Source organism: Nocardia exalbida NBRC 100660, from assembly GCF_000308575.1.
GTDB lineage: Bacteria > Actinomycetota > Actinomycetes > Mycobacteriales > Mycobacteriaceae > Nocardia > Nocardia exalbida.
The window spans coordinates 84827-106804 of record NZ_BAFZ01000025.1 but is presented as its reverse complement, the minus strand read 5'-3'; the positions used below and the strand labels follow the sequence as shown (position 1 = coordinate 106804).

The window sequence follows — 21978 nt, the reverse complement described above, 5'->3', positions numbered from 1 at the left end:
GCCCGTGGCGGATCCGGCGACGACCGGGAGCACGGCGGCACCCCGGGTTCGGCGGTGCACTACGTCTCCCCCGAGGACTTTCTTGGCCGGGTCACCGACCACGGCGTCACACAGCAGATCGTCCAGTACACGGAAGCCGTCAAGGCCCACCGGGCCGCCCAGGAACAGCACGAAGCCCTCAACACCGAGGCGACGCGCATCGAACTCAACAGGACCGAAACGGCGCTGCGAAACGCCGAGTCCGATCTCTGGAAGCATGCCGTCCCGGCGATGAAGGACGCCGTCGAGCAGCATCAGCTCGCCTCCAAGTACGCGAGCGCCAACCAAGCCAACGCCCCACCCACGGACGCACATGGCACCGCGCCCCAGCAACCCCAGCAACCCCCTCCCCGATCCGCAGGGACCACGGCTCCGCATGCGACCGCGCACACACCTGCCGCCACTCACAACGGCACCCCCGCCCCGACCGTCGCCGGCCTCGCCGCCGAGGCGGCATCCAACCTGGCTTCCGGTAACCCACCGGTCGCACCCGGCCTGCGTGACGAGCACGGCGACAGCACCCTCCGCCACCTCCTGCGGGTGCTGGACGCACCCGGCGGACAGGCGGCCGCGCCGTTGCTGCCGATCGCGCAGGCCGTCCGCGACGCGGCATTCGATCAGGTCGAGTCGCAAGGGATCCCCATCGGCGCCGACGTCGCCGACCACGTGCGCGAGACCGCACGAAATCTTCTGCACACCAGCCTGAATCAACTCGATCCGGCGCAGCGCCAACTCGTCACCGACGCCGGGACGGTGCTGCAGCAAGGACACCGGCTCGAAGACGCGCACACCGCGGCCGTCGCCCAGTTGGTCGCGCAGGTGCCGACCGCCCAGCCCGTCATGGCGGCCGCTGCGGGCACCACCGTCCCGTTCGACCAGCTGCCTCCCGGCGACCGCACCGACACGCTGCAGCGGGCGCAGCAGGGCGACCGGTCCGCCGCGCAGGCCTTGGACCGCCATTTCGGCCCAGCCACCGCCCAGGCCATGTGTGCCGTACTCAGCGGGGATTCGGAGCACGGCACCCCACCCACGCGGATCCAGCTCCTGGCGCACGCCGTCGCCCGGGCCACACTCGGCGCCGCCGACGCCGGTGGCTGGCAAGTCCCCCCGGGCATCGACATCGGCGACTGGCTGCTCAGCGAAGCGCGAAACACGTGGCTCGACAGCCTCAATCACCTGAATCCCGCCGTACGCCGACTCGTCAACGAAGCGCTCGATCCCAGATCCCGCAGCGACGACCTCACCGACGCTCAGGTCACCCTCTTCGGATGGGTCGCGCAGGAGATCGCAGTGCGGGCGGCCGATTCGACGGCCCGGCAACGGGAACCCTCGGCCGTGAACCGCGACCGTGCGGACTCCGCGCGGACGGCCGAGGCCGATCGAAAGACCAAGCAGGCCATTGCCCGGAAGTTGTTCGAGAAGTTCGACATCGAGGTGCTCGGTCTGGACAAGCCGGAGATCTCCGTCGACACGGCTCTGTCGATCAGGAATGCGATTGTCGACGGTTTCGCGGCAGGGCAGGAGATCAAGCTCGACGTCGTACTGGTCGCCGCCATGGCCGGCAATACCGGTGCCTGTATCTGGACTCCAGAAGGCATCGAAAAGGACGCCCCGACCTTCATGGTCCTGAACGAGAACCTCTTCGGTGACCCGGAGAGATTCCGGAACACCATGCGGAAGGAGGTGCAGGCAGGCCGCCTGATGGCCCCGACCGGCGATCCAGCGTACGACGCCGTCAGTCACGAGATGGGCCATCTGCAGGATCGAGCCGCGCGGAAGGGGCTCTACGACGAGAAGCCGATTGCCCACCTACGAGACGGAGCCGTCCAGGGGAAGGACTACGAAGACTCCAAAGAGGCACGGGCATTCGGATTCCTGTACACGCATTTCGCCGAGTTCAAAAAGGCCGGCATGCTGGCGCCGGACCTCGATTTCGACGATTGGCTGGGGCAGCTCGATTCGTACAGCCGCGTCAAGCAGACGCGGCGCGATGGAGACCGCCTGTTCGCAGCATTCGACATCTGGTTGAACGAATTCAAGAGTCGAGCGGCTTTCGATGAATGGCTACGACAGTCCGGACTCTCCCGGAGAGACGATGGCGGGGCTGCCAGCGCGCGGCGGCGGACCCACCAGGGTCCATGGGATGCGGAAACCGAAGACACGGGCTGGGTCGACCTGAAGTCCGTATACGACGCCTGGCTCGACCAACTCGACAGCGATACCCGTAGCCGGATCGTTGCGGGCGAGGAATACAACCGAATACGTGCGGGCGAAGAGGCGCAGGGGCCGGAAATGGGCACCTACGAGCCCAAAATGGGTGACCTCGCGGTATTCAATCCGGCGGAAGCACTGGCCGAGGCGAACAATGCGTTCGGCAGGACCGCACCCGCCGAACGCACACATCCCGCCTACGTCCTGCAGGCTCTGCTTCGTGACATTCCGTATTTCCAGGTGTTGCAGGAAGCCGAACAGCGCAATGCCCTGGTGCAGGCGGACTATCGCGGTCCGGTCCCGGCTGCATCGGAGTTCGGCACGAGCATCGCCTCGAACGGCCCGTCCGCATCCCTGGCCGCGAGATGGCGCGCTATGTCCCCCACCGCGCGCGCCGACTACGCGGAACAGCAAATCGCATATTTGAATCCGGACACCGGTTTCGTGCTCGACGAGTTGGACCGGCTCCAGGCGGAGCATCGCGCCACGGTCACATCGACCCCGGACGGCACCGCGCAGAAGCCCGAACCGCGACCTGACGACAGGTGGGCGTTGCCACCGGAGTTCTGGCAGCAGCACAGTCGGTCCCACGCGCGGGCAGCTGTCCCGGCCCCGATCCACCTCGGCGACCCCGACAATGTGCAGCCGGACCCGACGCAACCCGTTCCGGACTTGCCTCGCTCAGCCCAGACGTCGGGGCGTGCTGCTTTCGACAGCTTCCGGGGGCAGATCTTGGCGATCTACGTCGCCGGCCCGTCGATCGAACGGAGCGATGCGGTAGCTCGCGCCCTGGCCGATGCCGACCCCGAGGATCTGCGGCGCGCTCTCCGCGAGGCCGGGCTCGACCCGAACCAGCAGCGGGTACTGCGCCAGTTCTGGCCGGGCCAGTCGGACCGGACAGCCGCAGCGGTGCTACCGGATCCCGGCGAGGACATGGACCCTCTGCTATGGGCTGCGATTCGCAGATTCGCCTCGGCAGTCGCTCGCGTCCGGACATCCGGGGAATCTCCCGAACGGGTTGTTACCCAGCCAGATCAGACCGAATCCGACGCTCCGATCCCCGACAGAGGCGGGCTGACCCCCCGGGAGCTCGAGGTGTTGCGCCTGAGTGCGCGCGGCCTGTTGTACCCCGAAATCGGCCCGCTTATGGGCATCTCGCACAAAACCGTCCAGAGTTATGCCCGCCGTGCGTGCGCCAAACTCCGCTGCCCGAGCCTGATTCCCGCGGTCCTCGCGGCAGATCGGGAGGGATGGCTGGACGAACCATCCGGCCCGCACATCGACGTCGAATTCTCTCCGGACGAGGTCGCCATTCTCCAGCTGGCGGCGAACGGCCTGGACAATCGCGAAATCGCTACCGAGCTGGCGACGACGCGGTATCGAGTGCGGACGTTCATGGCCGCGCTCCCCGGCCGGTTGGGTGTCGAGGGCAGGCTGCCCGGTCTGCTGGCGGCACAGCGGCAGGGGGCCTTCCAGCCCGGCGATCCCCACTCCGCGGCAACGCGGAAGCACGTCGACTTGTCTCCCCGCGAACGCGAGGTTCTCGACCTGGTTGCGGCCGGTCTCACGGATCAGGCGATCGGTGACCAGCTGGGAGTTACCGCGACTACGGCACGGGGCTATCGGGTCCATATCCAGGCCAAGCTGGGCACCTCGGATCACGAGGAACTCGCCGCCCGGGCGCGTAGCCTCCAGTCGCCTCGCGCAGAGGCGAGGACCGTCGAACTGAGCGAAGTCGAGGCGCTCCTGCTCCACCTGGTCACCGAGGGAGCGCCACCCGACGCCCTCGCCACCGCACTCGGCATGCCGGAGAGCCGGTTGGATCCCTTGCTGGTGCAACTGGCCGACAAGCTCGGTGCGCGCGGCCGGATTCGGGTGTCGGCGCGGCGACGAGAACCGTCATCGCAGCGCGAGAGGCTCGAGGCGCTCGCCGAGTCGCTGCCGGGGACGAGCCATGATCCGGCAGCGGTGTCCTGGACCACGGTGCGCGCCTTCCGATCTCGGATCGCCACCCGCCCCTCCGAACTGACCGGGCGTGAACCCGAGGTGCTACGGCTGGCCGCACAAGGCTTGTCGCTCAATGCGATCGCTCGCACGTTGGGCGGATCGCACGCCACGGTGATCAATGAACTCGACAGCATCGCGGTGAAGCTCGGAACCCCTGATCGGGCCGTGCTCCTGATGGCGGCGCAGCGGGCATGGTCGGCCGACCACCCGGAATCGATACCCGAACCAACGGCCGACGTCGGTCTGACACCGCAGGAAACCAGGGTCCTGCGCCTGGTGGCCCAGCGGTTCACGAACCCGGCTATCGCGGCAGAGCTGAGCATCTCGGTGCCGTTAATGAAATACATCCGGCGCGGCCTACGCGCCAAACTCGGTATCGACGACACCGCCGGGCTGGTCGCCTGGGCACTGCACAGCGGTCTCGCCGTCGACGATCCCGCCGACGCCCCGGACCCGGAGTTGCAAGCGAGCGTCACGGACGCTCTGCGGCGGGCAACGGCGACGGATACCGGCGACGACCGAGACGAGTCGACACCCGGCTCCCACGAGGCCTCGCCCATCCCCGCCGACACCGACGGATCCGGCGAGGCACAATCGGCCAAGCCCGCCGAAGCGGCCTCGGACCCGGCCCAGATCGCGCTGGCCGAGCACCTCGGGCTGCCACCCGGTGCGGTGACGCGGGGAGCTGTACGTCAGGCCCTCGCCCTCGTCGCGGAACAGACACAGGCCATGCCCGCCGCCGTGACCGTCGACGCTCAGGCGCTGAGTCGATGGATCCGGTTCCAGCTCGAACTGCACGCGGATCAGGAAGCGGCCACTCACGAGGGGGCGCTCGCCGAGCTGGAGCGGCGCGACGGCGAAGAATCCGGTCTCCGGGATGCGGCCGATCCTGAGGCCGATCCGTTGGACCAGAACGGTTTCGACAACCGGCGCCGGGCCCTCGACCAAGAATTGCGGGCACTGCTGGGGTCGCAAGACCTGAGCCCACCCCAGCCGATGACCACGGGCGAGGTGCTGGCCGAGCTGTACTGGATCACGAGCCTGACGGACTCGCCGGAGCTGGAACACCTCGTCGCCGCGAGTGAGGCCTTCCTGTGCGCCACTCTCGAACCGCCGGCGGCAGTCCCGCTGGACACGGTCCAGATCCACACGCTGCGCAACCAACTGGCGCAGCAGGTGGGCGTCGCCGACGACGAACTGACCCGCACGCACGCCGAAGTGCTGGCCGCCGACGAGAACGTTGCGCCACAGACGCGCCGTCTGGCGGAGCGCTACCTCTCCCTGCGCCGGATCGAAGCCGCGCAGAAAGCCACGCGGGCCGATATCGCCCGGCTGGCGGGTGTGGGCGAGTCGTATGTCAGCAGTGTGTTCAACGGACGGTTCGGCGCGAAAAAGCCGTGGCACGGCGAGACTACGCAACGCGTCCTGGCTGCGGCTCACCGGTTGGGTGTACCGCCGGACCGCGCGGACATCGCGGCCCTCACCGATCCGAACTTCGTGACGCGTCGCGTTCGCCCGGCACGTTGGGTCGGTGACGAGTTCGTTCCGGCGCGGATCAAGCCGCAGCCATCTCGCGAGACGTTGGCCGAAGCGGCGGGCACGGCCAAGGCCACGGTCCGTGATGTGGTGAAAGGTTCGGGCACGCCCGATGACATGCGGCTGGTGCGCGGTGCGGCCGACGAGATCGGGTTCTGGTATCACCCGGACGGCCCGATGGGGACGGTCGACGCGATCACACTGTCGGAGGGCGAATTCCACGTTCTGCGATTGATCGCCGACGGCATCGCCGAAGATTCCCTCGCCGCCCTGCTCGGGATGACGCCGGACCAGTCGAACCGGCTGCTCGTCCGACTGGCCGAGCGGGTGGGACTCGAGGGGCCCGTCCGCATGCCCACGGACGCACGATCGAGCGGTTTGCCCGACGGCGCCGTGCCGTCGTCCCCAAAGCAGACCGGTCTGTCACCTCAGCAGGTCCGGACTCTGCGACTGGTGGCGGCGGACATGCCGTATACCCCCATCACGGGCACGGTCCCCGCGGACACCGTTCAAGCCTTCCGTTCCGCCCTCGCGGAGCGGCACCCCACCGCACTCACCGGCAGGGAAAGGGAAGTACTCGCGCTACTCGCCGAGGGCCTGACTTCCGGACAGATCGCGACCAGGCTGGGATTGTCCCGCAACACGGTGAACGGGTACATCGCGCGCGCGGAAATCAAGCTGCATACCGACGGCCTGCGTCGTACCGTGCGGGCGGCACAACAGGCAGAGCGATCACAAGCGGCCAGTGAACAGCAGCCGACCAGCGATCGTGAGGCGACATCCGGCACCCGCATCGATCCTGTCGCGATCGATCTCGGCGATTCCGACGAGCCGGACACCGCTGTGCAGCGCGCGCGGCAGGGGGATACGACGGCGTTCAACGAGCTGCGCGAGCGATACGGCCGGGCCTCACTCCGGGAAGTGCTTGCCCGGTTCGGGGTTCCGGCTTCGCCGGTCGGCCGCGACTTGCGGCCGCTCCTGCAGGTGGCACAGGAGCTCAACCGCATGGCATTTCGGATCGCGGAGGCGCACCGATGGCGTGCCGACGCGGGCACGGATCCCAGCGAATGGCTGCACAGCATCGTGAGAGGTCTGGTAGACGGCTGGTTCGAACTGAATGCCACGCAGCGCAAACACGTCACCGAGGCGGTGGACGCAATGCGGCGTGGTGCAGCGATCAATTTGGTGCAAAGAGGTGCGCTCAACAGATTGGTCGACGCCGGCGAGCAGGTTATAACAGACGCCGAAACGCACGCGACCGACACGTCACAGCAGACGGATAGTGGGCTCACCAACCGTCAGTTCACGGTGCTCGAGTTGATGGCCGCGGGAATGACCAGCCCTGAGATCGCGGAGGAGCTGGGGTTGTCCCCGGGGACCGTGAGCATCTACGCGACCCAGGTTCGCCAAAAACTCGGTGCCCGTACCCGGGCGGAAGCGGTGTACATCGCACTGAGCACAGGCATCCTCCCCGGCGGTCCCCGCGCCGACGGCGAGACACGTGGTCGCGAAGATCTCCCACTGACCAGTCGCGAAATCCATGTACTCGGGCGGATCGCGAACGGAGACACCAGCGACGACGTCGCTCAAGACCTGGAGATCTCTCCGAGAAGCGTGGACCGGTTGGTGAGTCGAGTCGGCCGCAAGCTGGGCGCGCGCAACCGTCCGGAAATCGTGGCTGCCGCCGTGAGAACCGGCGACCTCCCGCTCGCCGACCCTGCCGACGCCGTCCCGGGCACCGGCCGAATATGGCTGGCCGATTACGAAACCAACGTGGTCACGCGGATCGCGAACGGTGAGACCAGCAAAGACATCGCGCAGGCGCTGGGCATGTCCTCGCTCACCGTGGACGAGTACCTGATGCGTGTCTGCCGAAAACTCCGCGTGCACAACCGGGCGGCGATGATAGCCGTCGCCATCCGCACCGGACTCCTGCCTGGGACCACCCGAACCGCTGTGGAAGTTCCCGAATCGACCGCCGCCGATATCGATCTGCTCGCGCGGATCGCGAACGGCGATACGAACGCCGATATCGCGGAGGACCTCCAGATTTCGCCGAGCGCGGTCGACAAGGCGCTCGCCCGTATTCGCGAGAAACTCGGCACCCGTAACCGGCCGCAGACGGTGGCAGTGGCTATCCGTGCCGGCATCCTGCCCGGCGCAGACACGGTCGAAGCGGCTCCCGCCCCTCCCGCAAACCCGGCGGAACTGAGGGAACAGTACGGGCTCGACACGTTCGGACACGTGCTATCGCTGCTCGGGGTATCAGCGAGGGGCGGGCGGCGAAGCGAACGGCTTGCGCGCGCCGTGCAGCTGGCATTGGAGATCAATGACGATGTATTCCGGCTCTCGGACTCGAGATCGGACGGCGACGTCGCTCGACGGTTGCGCGAAGTTGCGCGAGAACTACTGGAGCAAAGATGGTTCCGCCCTCTCCGCGCGAAGATGCTGGCAGTGCTGCGTTCCGATGGCATCACCGAATCAGACCCCAGGTACAGCCGCCTCGCCGAGTTGACCGTCACCGAACTCCGGGATTACCTCGACCAGATCGGTGTCACGACGCGATGGGTGTTTCTCGAGCTGGCGGACGGTCTGCATCACGGCCGGGACATAGGTTCGTTGTCGCGGCAGGAAAAGAACAGCGTGCTGCGGATCGCAAAAATAACGCGTGCGGAGGAAGTCTCGCCACCGCTGCTGGACGCCTCGCCGCACACCGTCTCCGGAGCCTCGCGGACCGGTGAGGAGGAACCCGAACCGGCGACCGCGACCGATCACACCACCTCTGATACAACGCATCCCGGCATGACCGAACACGAGATCGCCGTGCTCGCCCTCGTTGCCAAAGGTCGTTCCCACCGCGACATCGCCACCATGCTGGCACTTTCGGATCGCCAGGTCGGCGCAGCCGTCCGTTCGATCGCAGTGAAGTTGGAGACCCCTCACTGGGCGGAAATGCTGGAGGTGGCCCGGCGCAGAGGGATCGATGTATATGCCGACAGCCCGGCCACTCCAGGGCGTGACCGGCCCCGCGACGACGCTGCCGCCCGATTCAACGCCTACCGCTCCGCACTGGCGCATGCCTTGGCGGCAAGGACCGGCGAGCTGGGTTCTGCCGCGGTGCTGGCCGAGGCCACCGCCGAACAGATCGCGCAAGCCAGTCGCCAGCTATCCTCCGCCGAGCGGGAAATTCTGGCGGAACTCCGCTCGAGACAACCAATTCCGCGCGATTCGGCCGTCCGTCCGGCCGTCGCCGCAGCTCGACGTCTGACTTCGATTCTCGTCGTCGAGCAACACACGTTGGACATCCAACTTGCACAGGTGCTCGCCGAAGCTACCCCCGACCAACTGGAGGAAGCACTCGGCACGCTCACGGACCGGCAACGGAAGATCATCCGCGCTGTCTTCACGCGCAGGCTGTCCGTCGAAACCATGGTGTCCGGGCTCGGCTATCGGGATGAGGCGACAGCCAAGTCGTTCGTGATGAACACAGTCCGGCAACTCGGCGAGCACCTGGCCGGAATACCCGTCTCCGCACCGCTGAGTGACGCACACTCGGGTGGCGCGATGCCATTCGGGTCCGAGCGGCATATGGCTGGACGCAGCGCAGTCGCCCAGGCACCACCCGGCGAAACCGCCTTCGAGCGCGGTCGTCGTGAGGCCGAGGAGGAACGAAGGGCCGCCGCCTCAGGTATCAGCGAAGCCGAAATCGACCTGCTCAACCAGCTTTTGTCCCGTCTGGATCTACTCGCCCCCACCACCGATAGCGCGTCCGGCCCCGATCCTGTCGCGATCGACCTCGGTGATTCCGACGCACTCGACCCGGAATCGGTGGAATCCCGGGCAGGCAGGCACGGCGTCACCGAATCCTCCACGCAACGGTCGAGCCGGGATTCGGCAAGTGGGATCGACGAAGAAGCGACGGCCGCAACGCATACCCCCGCGGATGTGACCGCAGCCCTGCGGAACAGTCTCCCCGGCGCGGTCAAGCAGGTACTCGACCAGATCGATGTCGAACTGCGATCGATGACCGACACCGAGCGCCGCGACGCCGCCGACCGAGCCGACCTCACCCGGCTCCCCGGCTGGGTGGTCGACCGCCTCGCCCACGAAGCCAAGGCTCAGGAGCTCGCTCGCGGCACAACCACCCCCGAGCAGCGCGCCGAATGGCAAGACCGGGCAGCGCGATTCGACCACGAACTCGCTCATATCCTCGGTTTGCCCGAGCCGGGAACCGGATGGACCGACCGCATCAGCAGCGATCCGCTGCACCACCTCCGCGCACTCGCGCGGCGCCCGGACGCCCCCGCCGAACTCCGTCACCTCGTCGACACCGCCACCCGACGCCTGAATCTCGAGGACGTCGCCGCGGCCGTCGAACCGCTGCACCGGGCGCTGGCCGACTGGCCCATCGCCGAACACACCGACCGGGCCGCCGCCATCGCCTGGGAACTCGCGTCGCAAGCCCGCGCCGACGGCGGCGGGACACCCGAAATCTCCGCAGCCATCCATGGACAACCAGGTCAACGGTGGATCGAGATCCACGTCAGCGACGACGGCCGCACCCTGCCTGCGCGCGAGAGCGGTGACCGGCCCGGGTGGCGCGCCGTCGACCTCCTCGACACGCACACCGAAACCTGGGGATGGGTGCTCCCTCGCAACAGCGGAAAACAGATCTGGTTCAAGCTTTTCGAAACCGCCGACACCAGCGACCCCTCGCAACCACCCCACGAACTCATCCTCGATCTGCCCATACCGCAGGACTACTTGCAACAGGGCCCGGGCCTCGCGCGGCGAGCAGTACGACAGCGCTTGCGGCAGGCCGGCCACCCTGATCCCTACGACCTGACCGTCCTCGTATCCGACCTCGTCCAAAACGTCTACCGCTATGCCGACCAAGGCGACGCCCGGGTACGAATCCGGCTCGACGGAGACACAATTCGCATCGGGATCACCGATACCAGCCGTGGCCTACCCGCACGACAAGAGGCAACCACCCAGGGCACCGTCAGCGCCGCCGCCTTCACCGATGACCAAGCCGCCGAATGGGCGGAAACCGGGATCGTCGCCGACACCCACGGCTTCTTCCTCGGCATGCTCGAAGCGATGGCCTCGGCGTGGGGCGTGACCCTGGAACGCGCCGGCGGCAAGACCATCTGGTTCGAAGTGCCGATGCCGCCACCTACGGCACCCGACACCACCACCGATCAACCACCGATCACACCCGCATCCGATCCGGACACCCCCGCATCGATCGGCATCGACCGCAGCGCCGGCGACCGGACCGGACTCGGCCAGGACCCTTCGACCATTAGCTCGGACCCCGATCCCACCCACCCGAACGATGGGACGCGGAACCGGTCGACCTCACCCACCGACACCGACGGCCAGCGCCCGCCCACGCCCGGCAACCGAATCGACCCGGTCGCACTCGCCCTCGAACCCGACGAACCGGAAACGCCCGAATCGACGGCTTCTACCCACCGGGCACCGACCGACCCGAACGAACACGCCCCCGCCCCGCTACCAACAACCCGGGAACTGGTCACGGATCAGGGAAAACTGAAGATTTTGCGGCAGGAAGTCGACGCACTGCGGCGGCAACTGCTCGAACTCAGCAACGGGCGCGCGGATCTGTCGAGCGCAGCAGCGGTGGACAGGCTGCTCGGGGCGCTGCTGCAACTCGAGCGAGAAGACAAGCTGAACCCGCGCCAGGCCCGCGCACTCCCGCTGGTCGAGGAATATCGCGAAAAGTCCGGTCTCCTCGACGACGCCGAGCGAGTCCGCGGCGAATACCGAGAACACAAAGCCAATGCCGCTCGCCGGACCGATCAGCCGGAAGACGCCAGGCCGACCACCTCCCGCGGACCCGACCCCGTCGCTATCGACCTCGACCCCGACGAAAACGCGCCCGCGGACCGGCAGGACAATGCGGAATCCGATGACACCGAACAGCTGCGGACGCTGCGTGCCGCGGTCGCCGCGAGACTGGCAGGCACGGCGGAGACTTCGAACGATCCCGTGCTGAATCGCGCCCCCGCTCTGATCGATGAACTGGTGGCCGCGCGGAGCCGACCGGATGCGCAGGTCCCGGCGGATCGGCTGCGGTTGCTGGAGCAGTTCGCGCACCAGATGTCGGCATGGTTGGCCGGCGCGGACGAAGCCGCCGAGGCGAACGCCGCCTACGAGCAGGGGCTGCGGGAAGGGACGCCGGCCGTCCTGGGGGCCCGGCAGGACGCCGCGGAGATCCGGCTCGGATCGGCTCTCGCCGCCGTCGCGGAGGTCTGGGCACAGACCCGCCCCGGAACAGACACGCCGATCATGACCCGACCCGCGGACCATCTCCGACCAGGAGAGACGGAACGGCTGCGCGACGTGGCCGAAACGATCTTCGTGGAGATGGTGGCCGCGGGGGCAGCGGTCGATGCGGTGAGCACCACCGACCGCCAACAGCTCGACGAGGCCACGCAGCGCTATAACGCGCTGCGAGATATGTCGCAGTGGCTCGAGGAACTGCTGACCTTCGCGGAGCAATGGGATACGACACGGATAGGCCGGGAGCGCCTCTCGTTCTTGCTCGACCACTTCCGCGCGACCTCAGAACTGCTGGCGGCGACCGTCATTCGCGATACCGCGGCCAGCGCCCTGGCCGGTGCCACCGATCGAGAACGACGACGCGCGCAAGCCGCCGAGAACTACGGCATGGCCGACCGCGCGGTCCGCAATATCGCGGAGATGCTGGGCGAACCGCGGCATCGCGTGACGGCCACTCCCCCGGCGGCGCAACCCGGCGCACCCGTCGTCTGGCCCGGCGCGGACGGACAACCCGACTTCATCGCACAGACCCAGCCCTCGCAGCACCATCTCACCGAGCCCGGCCTCGTCGAGTCGGCGTCGCCCGATCGAACCCCCGAGGACCGCGCAGCGCAGCCCGGATCGAAACACGCACGGGGACACCACGTCGATGAACCCCGCGGCTCCGAGGAAACCGCACCGCGGCGCTATGTCGAACAGAACCTGACGGTGGAGGATCTGGGTTCGGTCGCGGCAGCGAGCGATCGGGGCCTGCACGCGCACAACGAGGACGCCTTCGCCCTGATCCGAGTCAGTGTCGGTGGCGAAGAGGCCACCGCACTGATCGTGAACGACGGTCTCTCCCGGCCGAAGGGCGGTCACCGCGCCTCCGCGGCCGCCAGGGCAGCCGCCCACGATTTCGTGGTCGCGGCACTGCGGCGGGCCGACCGCGACGGCCGGATCGATCCGGTGGCCGTAGTCGAGGGCGCCGTGGCCGCCGCCCAGGAGGCGGTACTCGCCTTGCCTCCGGAGTCTCCCGCGGACAACCCGCCCGCCACCACGATCGTGGTCGCGCTGATGGAGTCGGGACGGCTCACCGTCGACTGGGTGGGCGACAGCCGCGCGTACTGGATTCCGCTGGACGGCAGCCCGCCGATACAGCTGACCAGGGACGACTCGAAGGTCCAGGATGTGCTGGACGTCTTCGAGGACACCACTCGTGAAGAAGCCGAACACTCGCCGATCGGCGGCCCGGGTCTCACCCACAACCTGGGCCGGTCTCTGGACGGGCTGAAACCGCGCGAGAAGACCCGAGACATACGCGGCAACGGGGTCGTCCTGGCGCTGACGGACGGTGTGTGGGAACCGATCAGCCCCGACGACCCCGAACCCGTCGCGGCCATCGTCCTGCGGTCGCTCGCCGAAGCCCCGGGCGATCTCGGCGCCGTCACCCGCGCACTGGTACGGGCAGGCATCGAAGCGGGCACAGCCGACGACGTGACCGCCGCGGCGGGATTCCTGTCGGCCGCGAACATCGACACCCCCGCGGATACGGCGACGGACCACGACGGGCCCGCGACCCCGGCCGATGGCGGCGCCGACCCCGTCGCGATCGACCTCGATCCGGAGGAACCTGACACACCGGCGGACCAATCAGCGCAGGGCACCGCGACGCCCGGCGCCACCCCGTGGGCTCGGCCCGCGCAGAGCGAGACACCGCGGGGAACGTCGGCGCTCGATATGAGCGTTTCGCGGCCCGGTTCTCTGCTGCATCGAGTCCAAGAGGCGGAGCTGGCCCGGTACCTCTACGGTCGGCCGGAGGTCAAGACTGCGGCGGTGGCGGTGCTGGACCGGCTGGAGACGGTGATCAAGGGCCTGTTCCAGGACGTGCTCGAGGATCTGCCCCCGACGGAGCGAGACGAGCGGATCCGAGCGGTTTTCGACGCGTCCGCGAGGCCGCGGTGGGGCGGCATGGTGCTGCCGTCGGTGCCGATGGACGAGCTGAAGCGCGACGGAAACCTGCGCGAACTGTTGTCGGCCATGCTCAACGCCATGATTCGCAACGCCGAGCTGGGCGAAGCGGGCGCGGGTCTGACATTGGACCAGGGCATCGCCCGGTACATGAATCAGACGCGGGAGTGGCGACGGAGCAAAGCGCGCGAACTGGGGCTGGACTTCGACGCGCTGGAGGCGGTTCGCGCGGCCGTCCTCGGGGACAAGCAGCCCGGAGAACCGGTCACCTGGAAAGACCTCAATCCGGTCGAGTATGTGCGCAGGCACGACGACGTGGCCGATCGGGCCTACGCGGAGTACGAGCGGCGAAATGCGGCATTCCCCGCACGAAATTCGGACACGCCGCATCTCATTCCAACCTCCCGGGATGCCGCCGCGCTGGGTATGCCGCTGTCGCTGCGCGAATTCGCCGCACTGCCGGAGCGGAGAGTGCTGCGGATCGGCAAACTCGACCTCGGGGGCAGCATGGCGATTCCCCGTCTCGACGACGGGCGCGTCGATACCGCCCGCTTGGAAGCCCAGCTGCGAGAACACGACGACTCTGTCGCCCATGTCGCGCCCAGGTATTTGCTCGACCCGCGCGGACATCGAATCGTCGACTCCGAGGGTTGCCGCATCGCATCGATCAGCGTCTACCACGATGAGGGCACTGTCGGTCCGGAGGAAGCCTTCGCCCTCGACCACAACGAACGGGTCATTCAGCTCCCGTGGCGACCGGGTTACGTCTACGTCGACCCCGATACCAGCAACGACGACATCCGCAGGCTGGCCGAACGGCAAATTTCCTCGAACGCAGGCATTTCCGGCACCGCCACCCGGATGCTCGCCCGCTTCGACTGGCTGCGACCGCCCGGCGTCTCCCGGCACGATTTCATTGCGGCGTTGATCGCCTTCATGCTTCCCCACCAGCACACGGTGTACGAGATCGTGCGAGGCTTCGAGATGGCGGGCGAGCGGATGGGCGACGACGCGGAGTCGATGTACCGCACGATCATCGAACAGTTCGGCCCCGGGCGGCTGTCCGACCGCCCGCCGCATGCCGAGCGGAGTGATACCGAACGGCAGCCGGCCCGGACACCGTGGCAGCCATCCGAATCCCCATCCACCGCTCGGCCGGATCCGGCCGCATCGGATCCTCGAACAGACGGCTGGACACCCTGGAAGGACAGAGCGTCCCTCGCCGAGGCCGCGCGCAACGCAGGCAGCACATGGAAAGAGGTGGTGCCACAAGCTCTGTCGGGCCCTCAGGCGCGGCCGACCACCGCGCGCACCAATTCGTTCGACGAATGGATCCAGGAGCTTCGGGACCTGGGAATCGACACCGAACAGATCACGTCGGATCTGACCGAAATCTGGGACCACCTGCGCCTGGACCCGAAAGCCCACGCGACGATTTCGCTCCGCTACGCCCCGCCGGACATGCCTGAACGGGAACTCGTGTCCGCCATCGCGCACGAGGTGCGAGGACTCATCGAGACATCGGCGCTGGGACACATCGTCGAGCAAGGAGTACCTCATAACGTACGCGTCGCTTACCAGAACGTGGCCGGGACGCTCGAACTCGCCCGAATCGGGTCGACCCGACAAGAGTTCCGGGTGCTCACGCGGCTTGTGCAAGGCAAGACCTATAAAGAAACCGCAGCGGAACTCGAAATAACGCCGTGGGCGGTGCAGAGACACGCCACGTCGATCTACGCCAAATTCGGCATCGGGGGGCGCAACGAGCTGGAAGCAGCGATCCGAGCCCGCCACGCCGGCAGCACCGCCGCGGCCGCCCCGAGCAATCCGGCCGCGCCGACCGAGACCGCCGATCAGACACCGCAGAACGACAAATCAGCGCGCCGCCCCGGTGGCATCGACCCCGTAGCGATCGACCTCGACGATCCGGACGAGCCCGCCGAGGGGCTCGCCCCCGCCCACCGCGCCCGGCCCGATTTCCCGCACCGCAAACACCCGGTGAAGCTCCCTGGCCGACCCGAGGACGTCGGCGGGGACGCGGTATCGCGGTTGAGCCCGGCGGAGGTCGGTATATGGCTGCGCGACGAACTGCGCCGACTGACGAACAATCCCGACGTCGAGGTCCACGAATTCGACCGGCCCGATCTCGACCCGGAGACTATCCGTGAGATCGCCCGGGCTCTGGTCGACATGGCCACGCAGCACCCGCAGGTCGATATCGGCATCATCGACATCGGCCGGCTCTCGCCGAAGACGGGCGCGGCGGCGATGTCGAAGACCGATCCCGTCACCGGTCTCGTCACAACCGAATACATGACATTCAACGTCGACCTGGCCACGAGTCCGGACAAACTCCATCGGTGGATTCAGGACCGAATCGCCTCTGGGAAAGCGCATCCCAGCATGGCACGCCGTCCCGCGTATGCGATCGTCGTGCACGAGTTCGGCCACATGCTCGACTACGCGGGACGGACGGATGCTCGATACCGTGCCGAAGACATGCTGTTCGATCACTACAAGGCAAATCGCCTGGGAGAGAACACTTACGCGGCGTTCACAGCCTGGCTGCGCCGCTACCTGACCGTCTACAGCTTCGACAAGAACCGCTATTTCAATCCGACCGAGGCGTTGGCCGAGGCCTTCGTCGATGTCGTGCTCAACGGCCGCGACAGGGTCAGCGAGCCGGTGGGGCTGCTCTATGACCTGCTGGTGGACTCCGTCGCCGCACCCCGGACAACGGCCGACAGCGGCGAGGTGGACCACTCACCGGCTCCCGAGCCCGAGCAGGAGGTCACGCAGGTCATCGGCCAGATGCGCGACCTGGAGAGTGCGCTCGGGCAACTGGCCGACGGCGCCGGAATGATCGACCTGCCCGTGCTGCTTCGCATCCGCGCCGAATTGGACGCCCTCGTGGACGACCGGCTGGCAGCCCGCCCGGATACCGCGCGGCGGCACGATCAGACGATTGCCACGCTGCGGGATTTGACCTCTCGTTCGGACCTCGCCGAGAGCGATATTCGAACGCTCGCCGAGATCGTTCCGATGAAACGCAGCCGAATGTCAGGGTTGTTGCCCGGGGCGAATGATCGCTACGTCCAAGCGCTGCTTTCGGCCGCCCGTTCGCTGCTCGCGGATCTCGACGCCGACCGGCCCCCGCGCGTGATCGTGGACATGGCTATCAGCGAATTCTTCCATGGCCTCCGTGCCGCGGTCGATGATGTGACGCGAAAGTTGTACTCGGGCAGTGGCTCCGCGTGGACCGTACAGCGCTTGCTCGACAACAGCCGTTCGATGCTGTCCGCTGCCGAGGCCGCTCGGCAGGCCATCACCGACGCGTGGCGCCGCATCCCTGAGGATCGGCTGCTGCCGCTGTTGTCGGAACTCGCCCGAGGCCGGCTCAGCCGAGATGACGTCATCGATGCCGTCATCGCCAGATTCCCCGCACCGCCGGGTGTGTCGGGCGGCGCGCGGGAAGCACTGCGCCGGGCAGAGAATGCGGTGTTGCGCAGTTACACCGAAGCCGCGGTACGCGGGTACGTGTTCGGGGAGCAAGACGCGCGGACGATAACGGCCTTCGAAGAGGCCACAGCGAGGGTGCGCGCCGCGGTGGGACTGTCAGCGACCGATCGGGACCTGTCCGCCGAGGTGCGCGACGCCGTCGCGATCCGGCCCGACTCTCCGAACACCGCACATCCGTCGACGCACACAGGAACGACCCCGGGCAACAGCGCAGACCCCGTCGCGATCGACCTCGGCGACAGCGAGCACGAACCCGAACCACTGATCGACAACGCCGGACCCGAGCCGCATCGGTCCGAGACTGATACGCCGGGGGATCCGGAACAGCAGCCGGGAGCAGACGGCAGCGCGACGCCGGGGCGGTCCAGCGACATACCAACAAAACACTTCCGAATGCAGCTGGAACAGCTTGTCGCGCAGGGACGTACAGAGCAGGCGGTAGTCATGCTTCGAGAACGGTTCGCGCGCAACGTATTCCCTTGGATACAGGCGAATCTGCGAACACCGAGAGTAGCTCGGGAAGTCTTCGACGAGGCGTGTGCACATGCGGTGGCACAGTTCGGCCGGATCGGGCAGCGCGACGTCGAGGAATGGGTTGTCCTCAACGCCAGAAATCTCATGGCCCAGCATCGTGAGATCGCCGAAATGTGGCACCGTATCGGAGATTTCGTGGCCCGCGGTGCGCGGTTGCGCGCTTCGGATCCACTGGCCACTGTGTTGGCCGCGGCGGATACCGTGCGGGTGCGCCAGCACATGCGCGCGCTCACCTCGACCCAGCAGCAGGCGCTACGCCGATTCGCGTCGAGGCGTTCGGGTCGCGATGCACAGTTCGAGATGCCCGGCGACCCGGCCGCCGAGTCCCTCGTGCTGTGGCATGCGGTCTGCGAACTGGCCACTGCGGTTGCCGACGAGGGCGGCGTGCAGGCATCACTCCCGGACGAACCGAGGCCGCAGCGTGCGAAATCCAGCAGCACCCCCGGGCCGACCCCCGCGCCCCGGGCCGAACCTGGAAACGCTTCGCCCATATCGGACTCTCGTGCAGAGCGGACGGACACTGCTGCCCCGCCGGATATCCCCGCCGAACCGACGGCCGCGGAGCTGGTGGTGGCGCTGGCCCGGAACGCAAACGCCCGGCTCCTGCCACCGATCGTTCGGGAGGCACTGAACACCGACCGGCTGGCGCTGCAGGGCTGCATCGAACAACTTGCCCCGTCGCAGCGACGGATTCTCCAACTTCGCTTCGGACTCGAGATGTCACCCGACCGGACCGCGGATTTGCTGGATCGCAGCCCAGGGGCAGTCCGCACCGCACAGCACGCCACCTTCGCTCGTCTCGCTCGCCTGTTGCAGGAGCATGCGGGCAATCAAGCCTCGGCGGTGGTCGAGGAGGCCCGGGAACAAGATCCCGACGCATTCCACCGCTGTCTGGCCGCCCTCGGTGAGAAGCAGCGTGCCGTCGTCAGGGACCGGCTCGTACTCGGGCATGCCGGTCCCGAACTGGCCGAAGCGCACGGAAGGGACCACCGCAGTATCTTTTATCGTGGCATTCAACGTCTTTCGGCGCTGCTGCTCGGCGATGCCCAAGCGCGTCCAGGGGCAGAAGCCGATCGGGAACTGGTTGAGCAGACCACGCAGGAAGCACTCATACTCGCCCTCCCCGGACTCACCAACGACACGCATCGCCAGACGCTGATATTGCGGTTCGTGCGCAGCCTGCCACGCGCGGAGGCCGCGGAGGCGGCCGGCGTCGGTGGTCATGCGTTCGAGATGCGGGAGTTCCGCGCGATCCGTGCCGTCGCCGGACTACTGCGCACAACCACCGACGTACCGGCAACGACCGAGCCGCCGCCACGCTCGGCGGTGCTGTCCGATCGCGAGACAGAGATCCTCCGAATGCTCTCGGCGGACATGTACTCCACGGAGATCGCCGCAGCGCTGGCGATCACTCCGGCAGCCGTCCGCACGCACGCCCAACACATCTACCGCAAGCTTCGGGTAGGCAACCGGGCACAGCTCGCGCAGGCGGCACGGTCCGCCGGAATAGATCTCCGCTTCCCCAACGAGCAACCGGAAGCAGCCGAGAGCGACGACCGTCCGGCAACGAGATCCACGGCATCGGAGGCGACTCCGCCATCATCCGGCAACCACATCGACCCTGTGGCCATCTACCTCGACGACGGCGATGAGTCCGAGCTGAGGACAGCCTCATCCTCGGGGACGAGCCGATCCACCTACGACACAATGCCATTGCCGGAAATTCCGCTCGAGCCTGCGGACGACATCGAACTGGTATGGCCTGAGGTGGATTCGCGCGGCTGGTTCATGGTGCCCGGAACGGCACCCGACAAGCAGCCTTATCACACCAGCGACCCCGAAATCGGCGACCCTTTCATCCTGCTCGCCAGCGGAAGGTTCGTAACCGCCGACGCGTCGCACGAGGATCTGCTCAGCGCACTCCTCGCGCGGGGCGTATCGCTGGATGAGATCAGCGGCTTCGGATGGTGGCGGGTCGGCGGCCGGGTGAAGGGTCTCGATGCGTTCAGCCAAGGTTTCGAGGAATGGAACGGGGATCCGATGAACCCCGCGCAGGTCCTCGACGCCTTGGAGAACAGCGGAGCCGATCTCGGCGTGTGTGAATTCGACGCACAGTTCGGTTCCGAGCACCAGGGCCTGATGTGGCGAGACGCGGCTGCCGAGATGCCTGTCGGGCAGATACTCAGCTACGAAGGCGACGCGTACAAGCTGCTGTCCGGCTACTCGTCCGCCGACGACGGCGCGGGTAACCGTGTTGTCTTCTGGACCGACCTTGTCGCCTGGGACGCTACCGCCGAGGGCCAGTCGTTCACCATCCGGGTCAACGCGGCCCGAAGTGAACCCGCCGAGTTCACGATCACCGTGCGCCCCGACGGTGGCTCTGTCACAGCGCATTACACTGCCGTCCGGTTCGGACAGGATCGAGCGCGAGCAGCGGCCGCGTCGTCGGTCGTGCACGACAAGTTCACCTCCTGGCTCACCGAATCCGGCGCGTCCTGGGCGATGGGCAGCGAAACGGCTCCGACCGAGGATATTTCCGTCGCGGCCACCCGACCCGCGACAGTGGCGGAGTCGGCCCAACGGTCCGAGCGAATCATTCGTGCCGAGCCGGAGGGCCGATACAGCCCGAACGCGGCCTCGGAAGCCGCGTCCTGGCTGGCCGGACAGCTCGACGGCTGGCCCACCGAACGAGTGAACCTCGCGTGCGCCGAACTCACGGCCATGGTGACCGACGCCGCCGAACACCGCCGCGGCAGGATCCATCTGGTGGTGCAGACAACCGATGACCGGCTGCGCGTGACGCTGCTCGACACGCACGCCGCCTCGATGCCGCGGAACGCGCGAGGCGGTATCCCGACCCGCTCCGGTCTCGCCGTCCTCCCCGGACGCGCTGTGGCAGCGGATGATCCGACGCCGATACGCTCCGGCGTCGAGCTGTTCAAACGCCATGAGCACGGCTGGCACCAAGCCGTATGGTTCGAACTGCGTAAGCCTCACCCGGACCGGTCCGCACCGACGAACAACCCGCCGGTCGGCAACCGCACCGACCCAGTCGCAATCGACTTGCTCCCCGAGCCCCAGCCGGACGGCCCGGCGGGTGACGGGCATCGAGCCGACGCGGATGCACTGCAAGCGAGGCTGGAGTGGTTCCGGCGCAATGCTGCCGAAGGCGATGTGGCCCTCACGCGCATCCGGAACGGCATGGGCCGGGTGCATCTGGCCCATGACCCGACGGGAAATCGGGCGGACGAGATCATCGACGCGTTCCGGGAATACACCAAATTCGCCGGGCCCAACATGCCATTACGCGCCATGGGCCGAAACCTGACGCCGCAACAGCGAATCGAACTAGCACGACGGGAGGTGACTCGGGAGGAGGTGCTCGCGGCCGGAGTCGGCCTCGGCTGGCCGGAAGCTCGGTTCCGGGAGGAAGCCGGCATCATTGCCGCTCAGATCAACCGGATGGACTGGGCATTCCGGAACGCCCTTCCATCCACCGGGCCGGTCACCATGATCCGAAAGCTGGACGATCTCGTGCGGGTCTTCGGTCGCACCGACAACTTGCTCGGTCACCGATCGATCAACTCCGGTTACACGTCGCTTTCCCTGGGGGATGACGTGTTCGCGGACCACGATGTCGAGGTCATCGTCTACGCGGATACCGGATCGGCGCTGATCGCCGTGGAGTCGGTTTCGGCAATGGACACCGCGGGCGAGGGTGAGTACCGCGAACGAGAAATCATCGCCCCGCGTGGATCGACTCTCGTACTGCTCACCGAGCCAACCGCAGTCGACGGCAAAATAAGACTCGAAGCCGAACTCGTCACCGGGTTGCACGAGGATGCAGCCTCTCCAGACCCCACCCGGTAG

The 21978-nt window shown here is 67.4% G+C and carries 1 protein-coding gene (running past one end of the window); it reads left to right on the top strand.

Annotation, left to right across the window (positions count from 1 at the left end; all coding sequences use genetic code 11):
• Window positions 1-21978, top strand: partial view of a LuxR C-terminal-related transcriptional regulator gene (locus ON29_RS05375; protein ID WP_040865013.1) — the 3' portion only. 5373 nt of this gene lie to the left of the window's left edge; only the last 21978 of its 27351 coding nucleotides appear in the window; its start codon lies beyond the left edge, outside the window; its stop codon occupies window positions 21976-21978.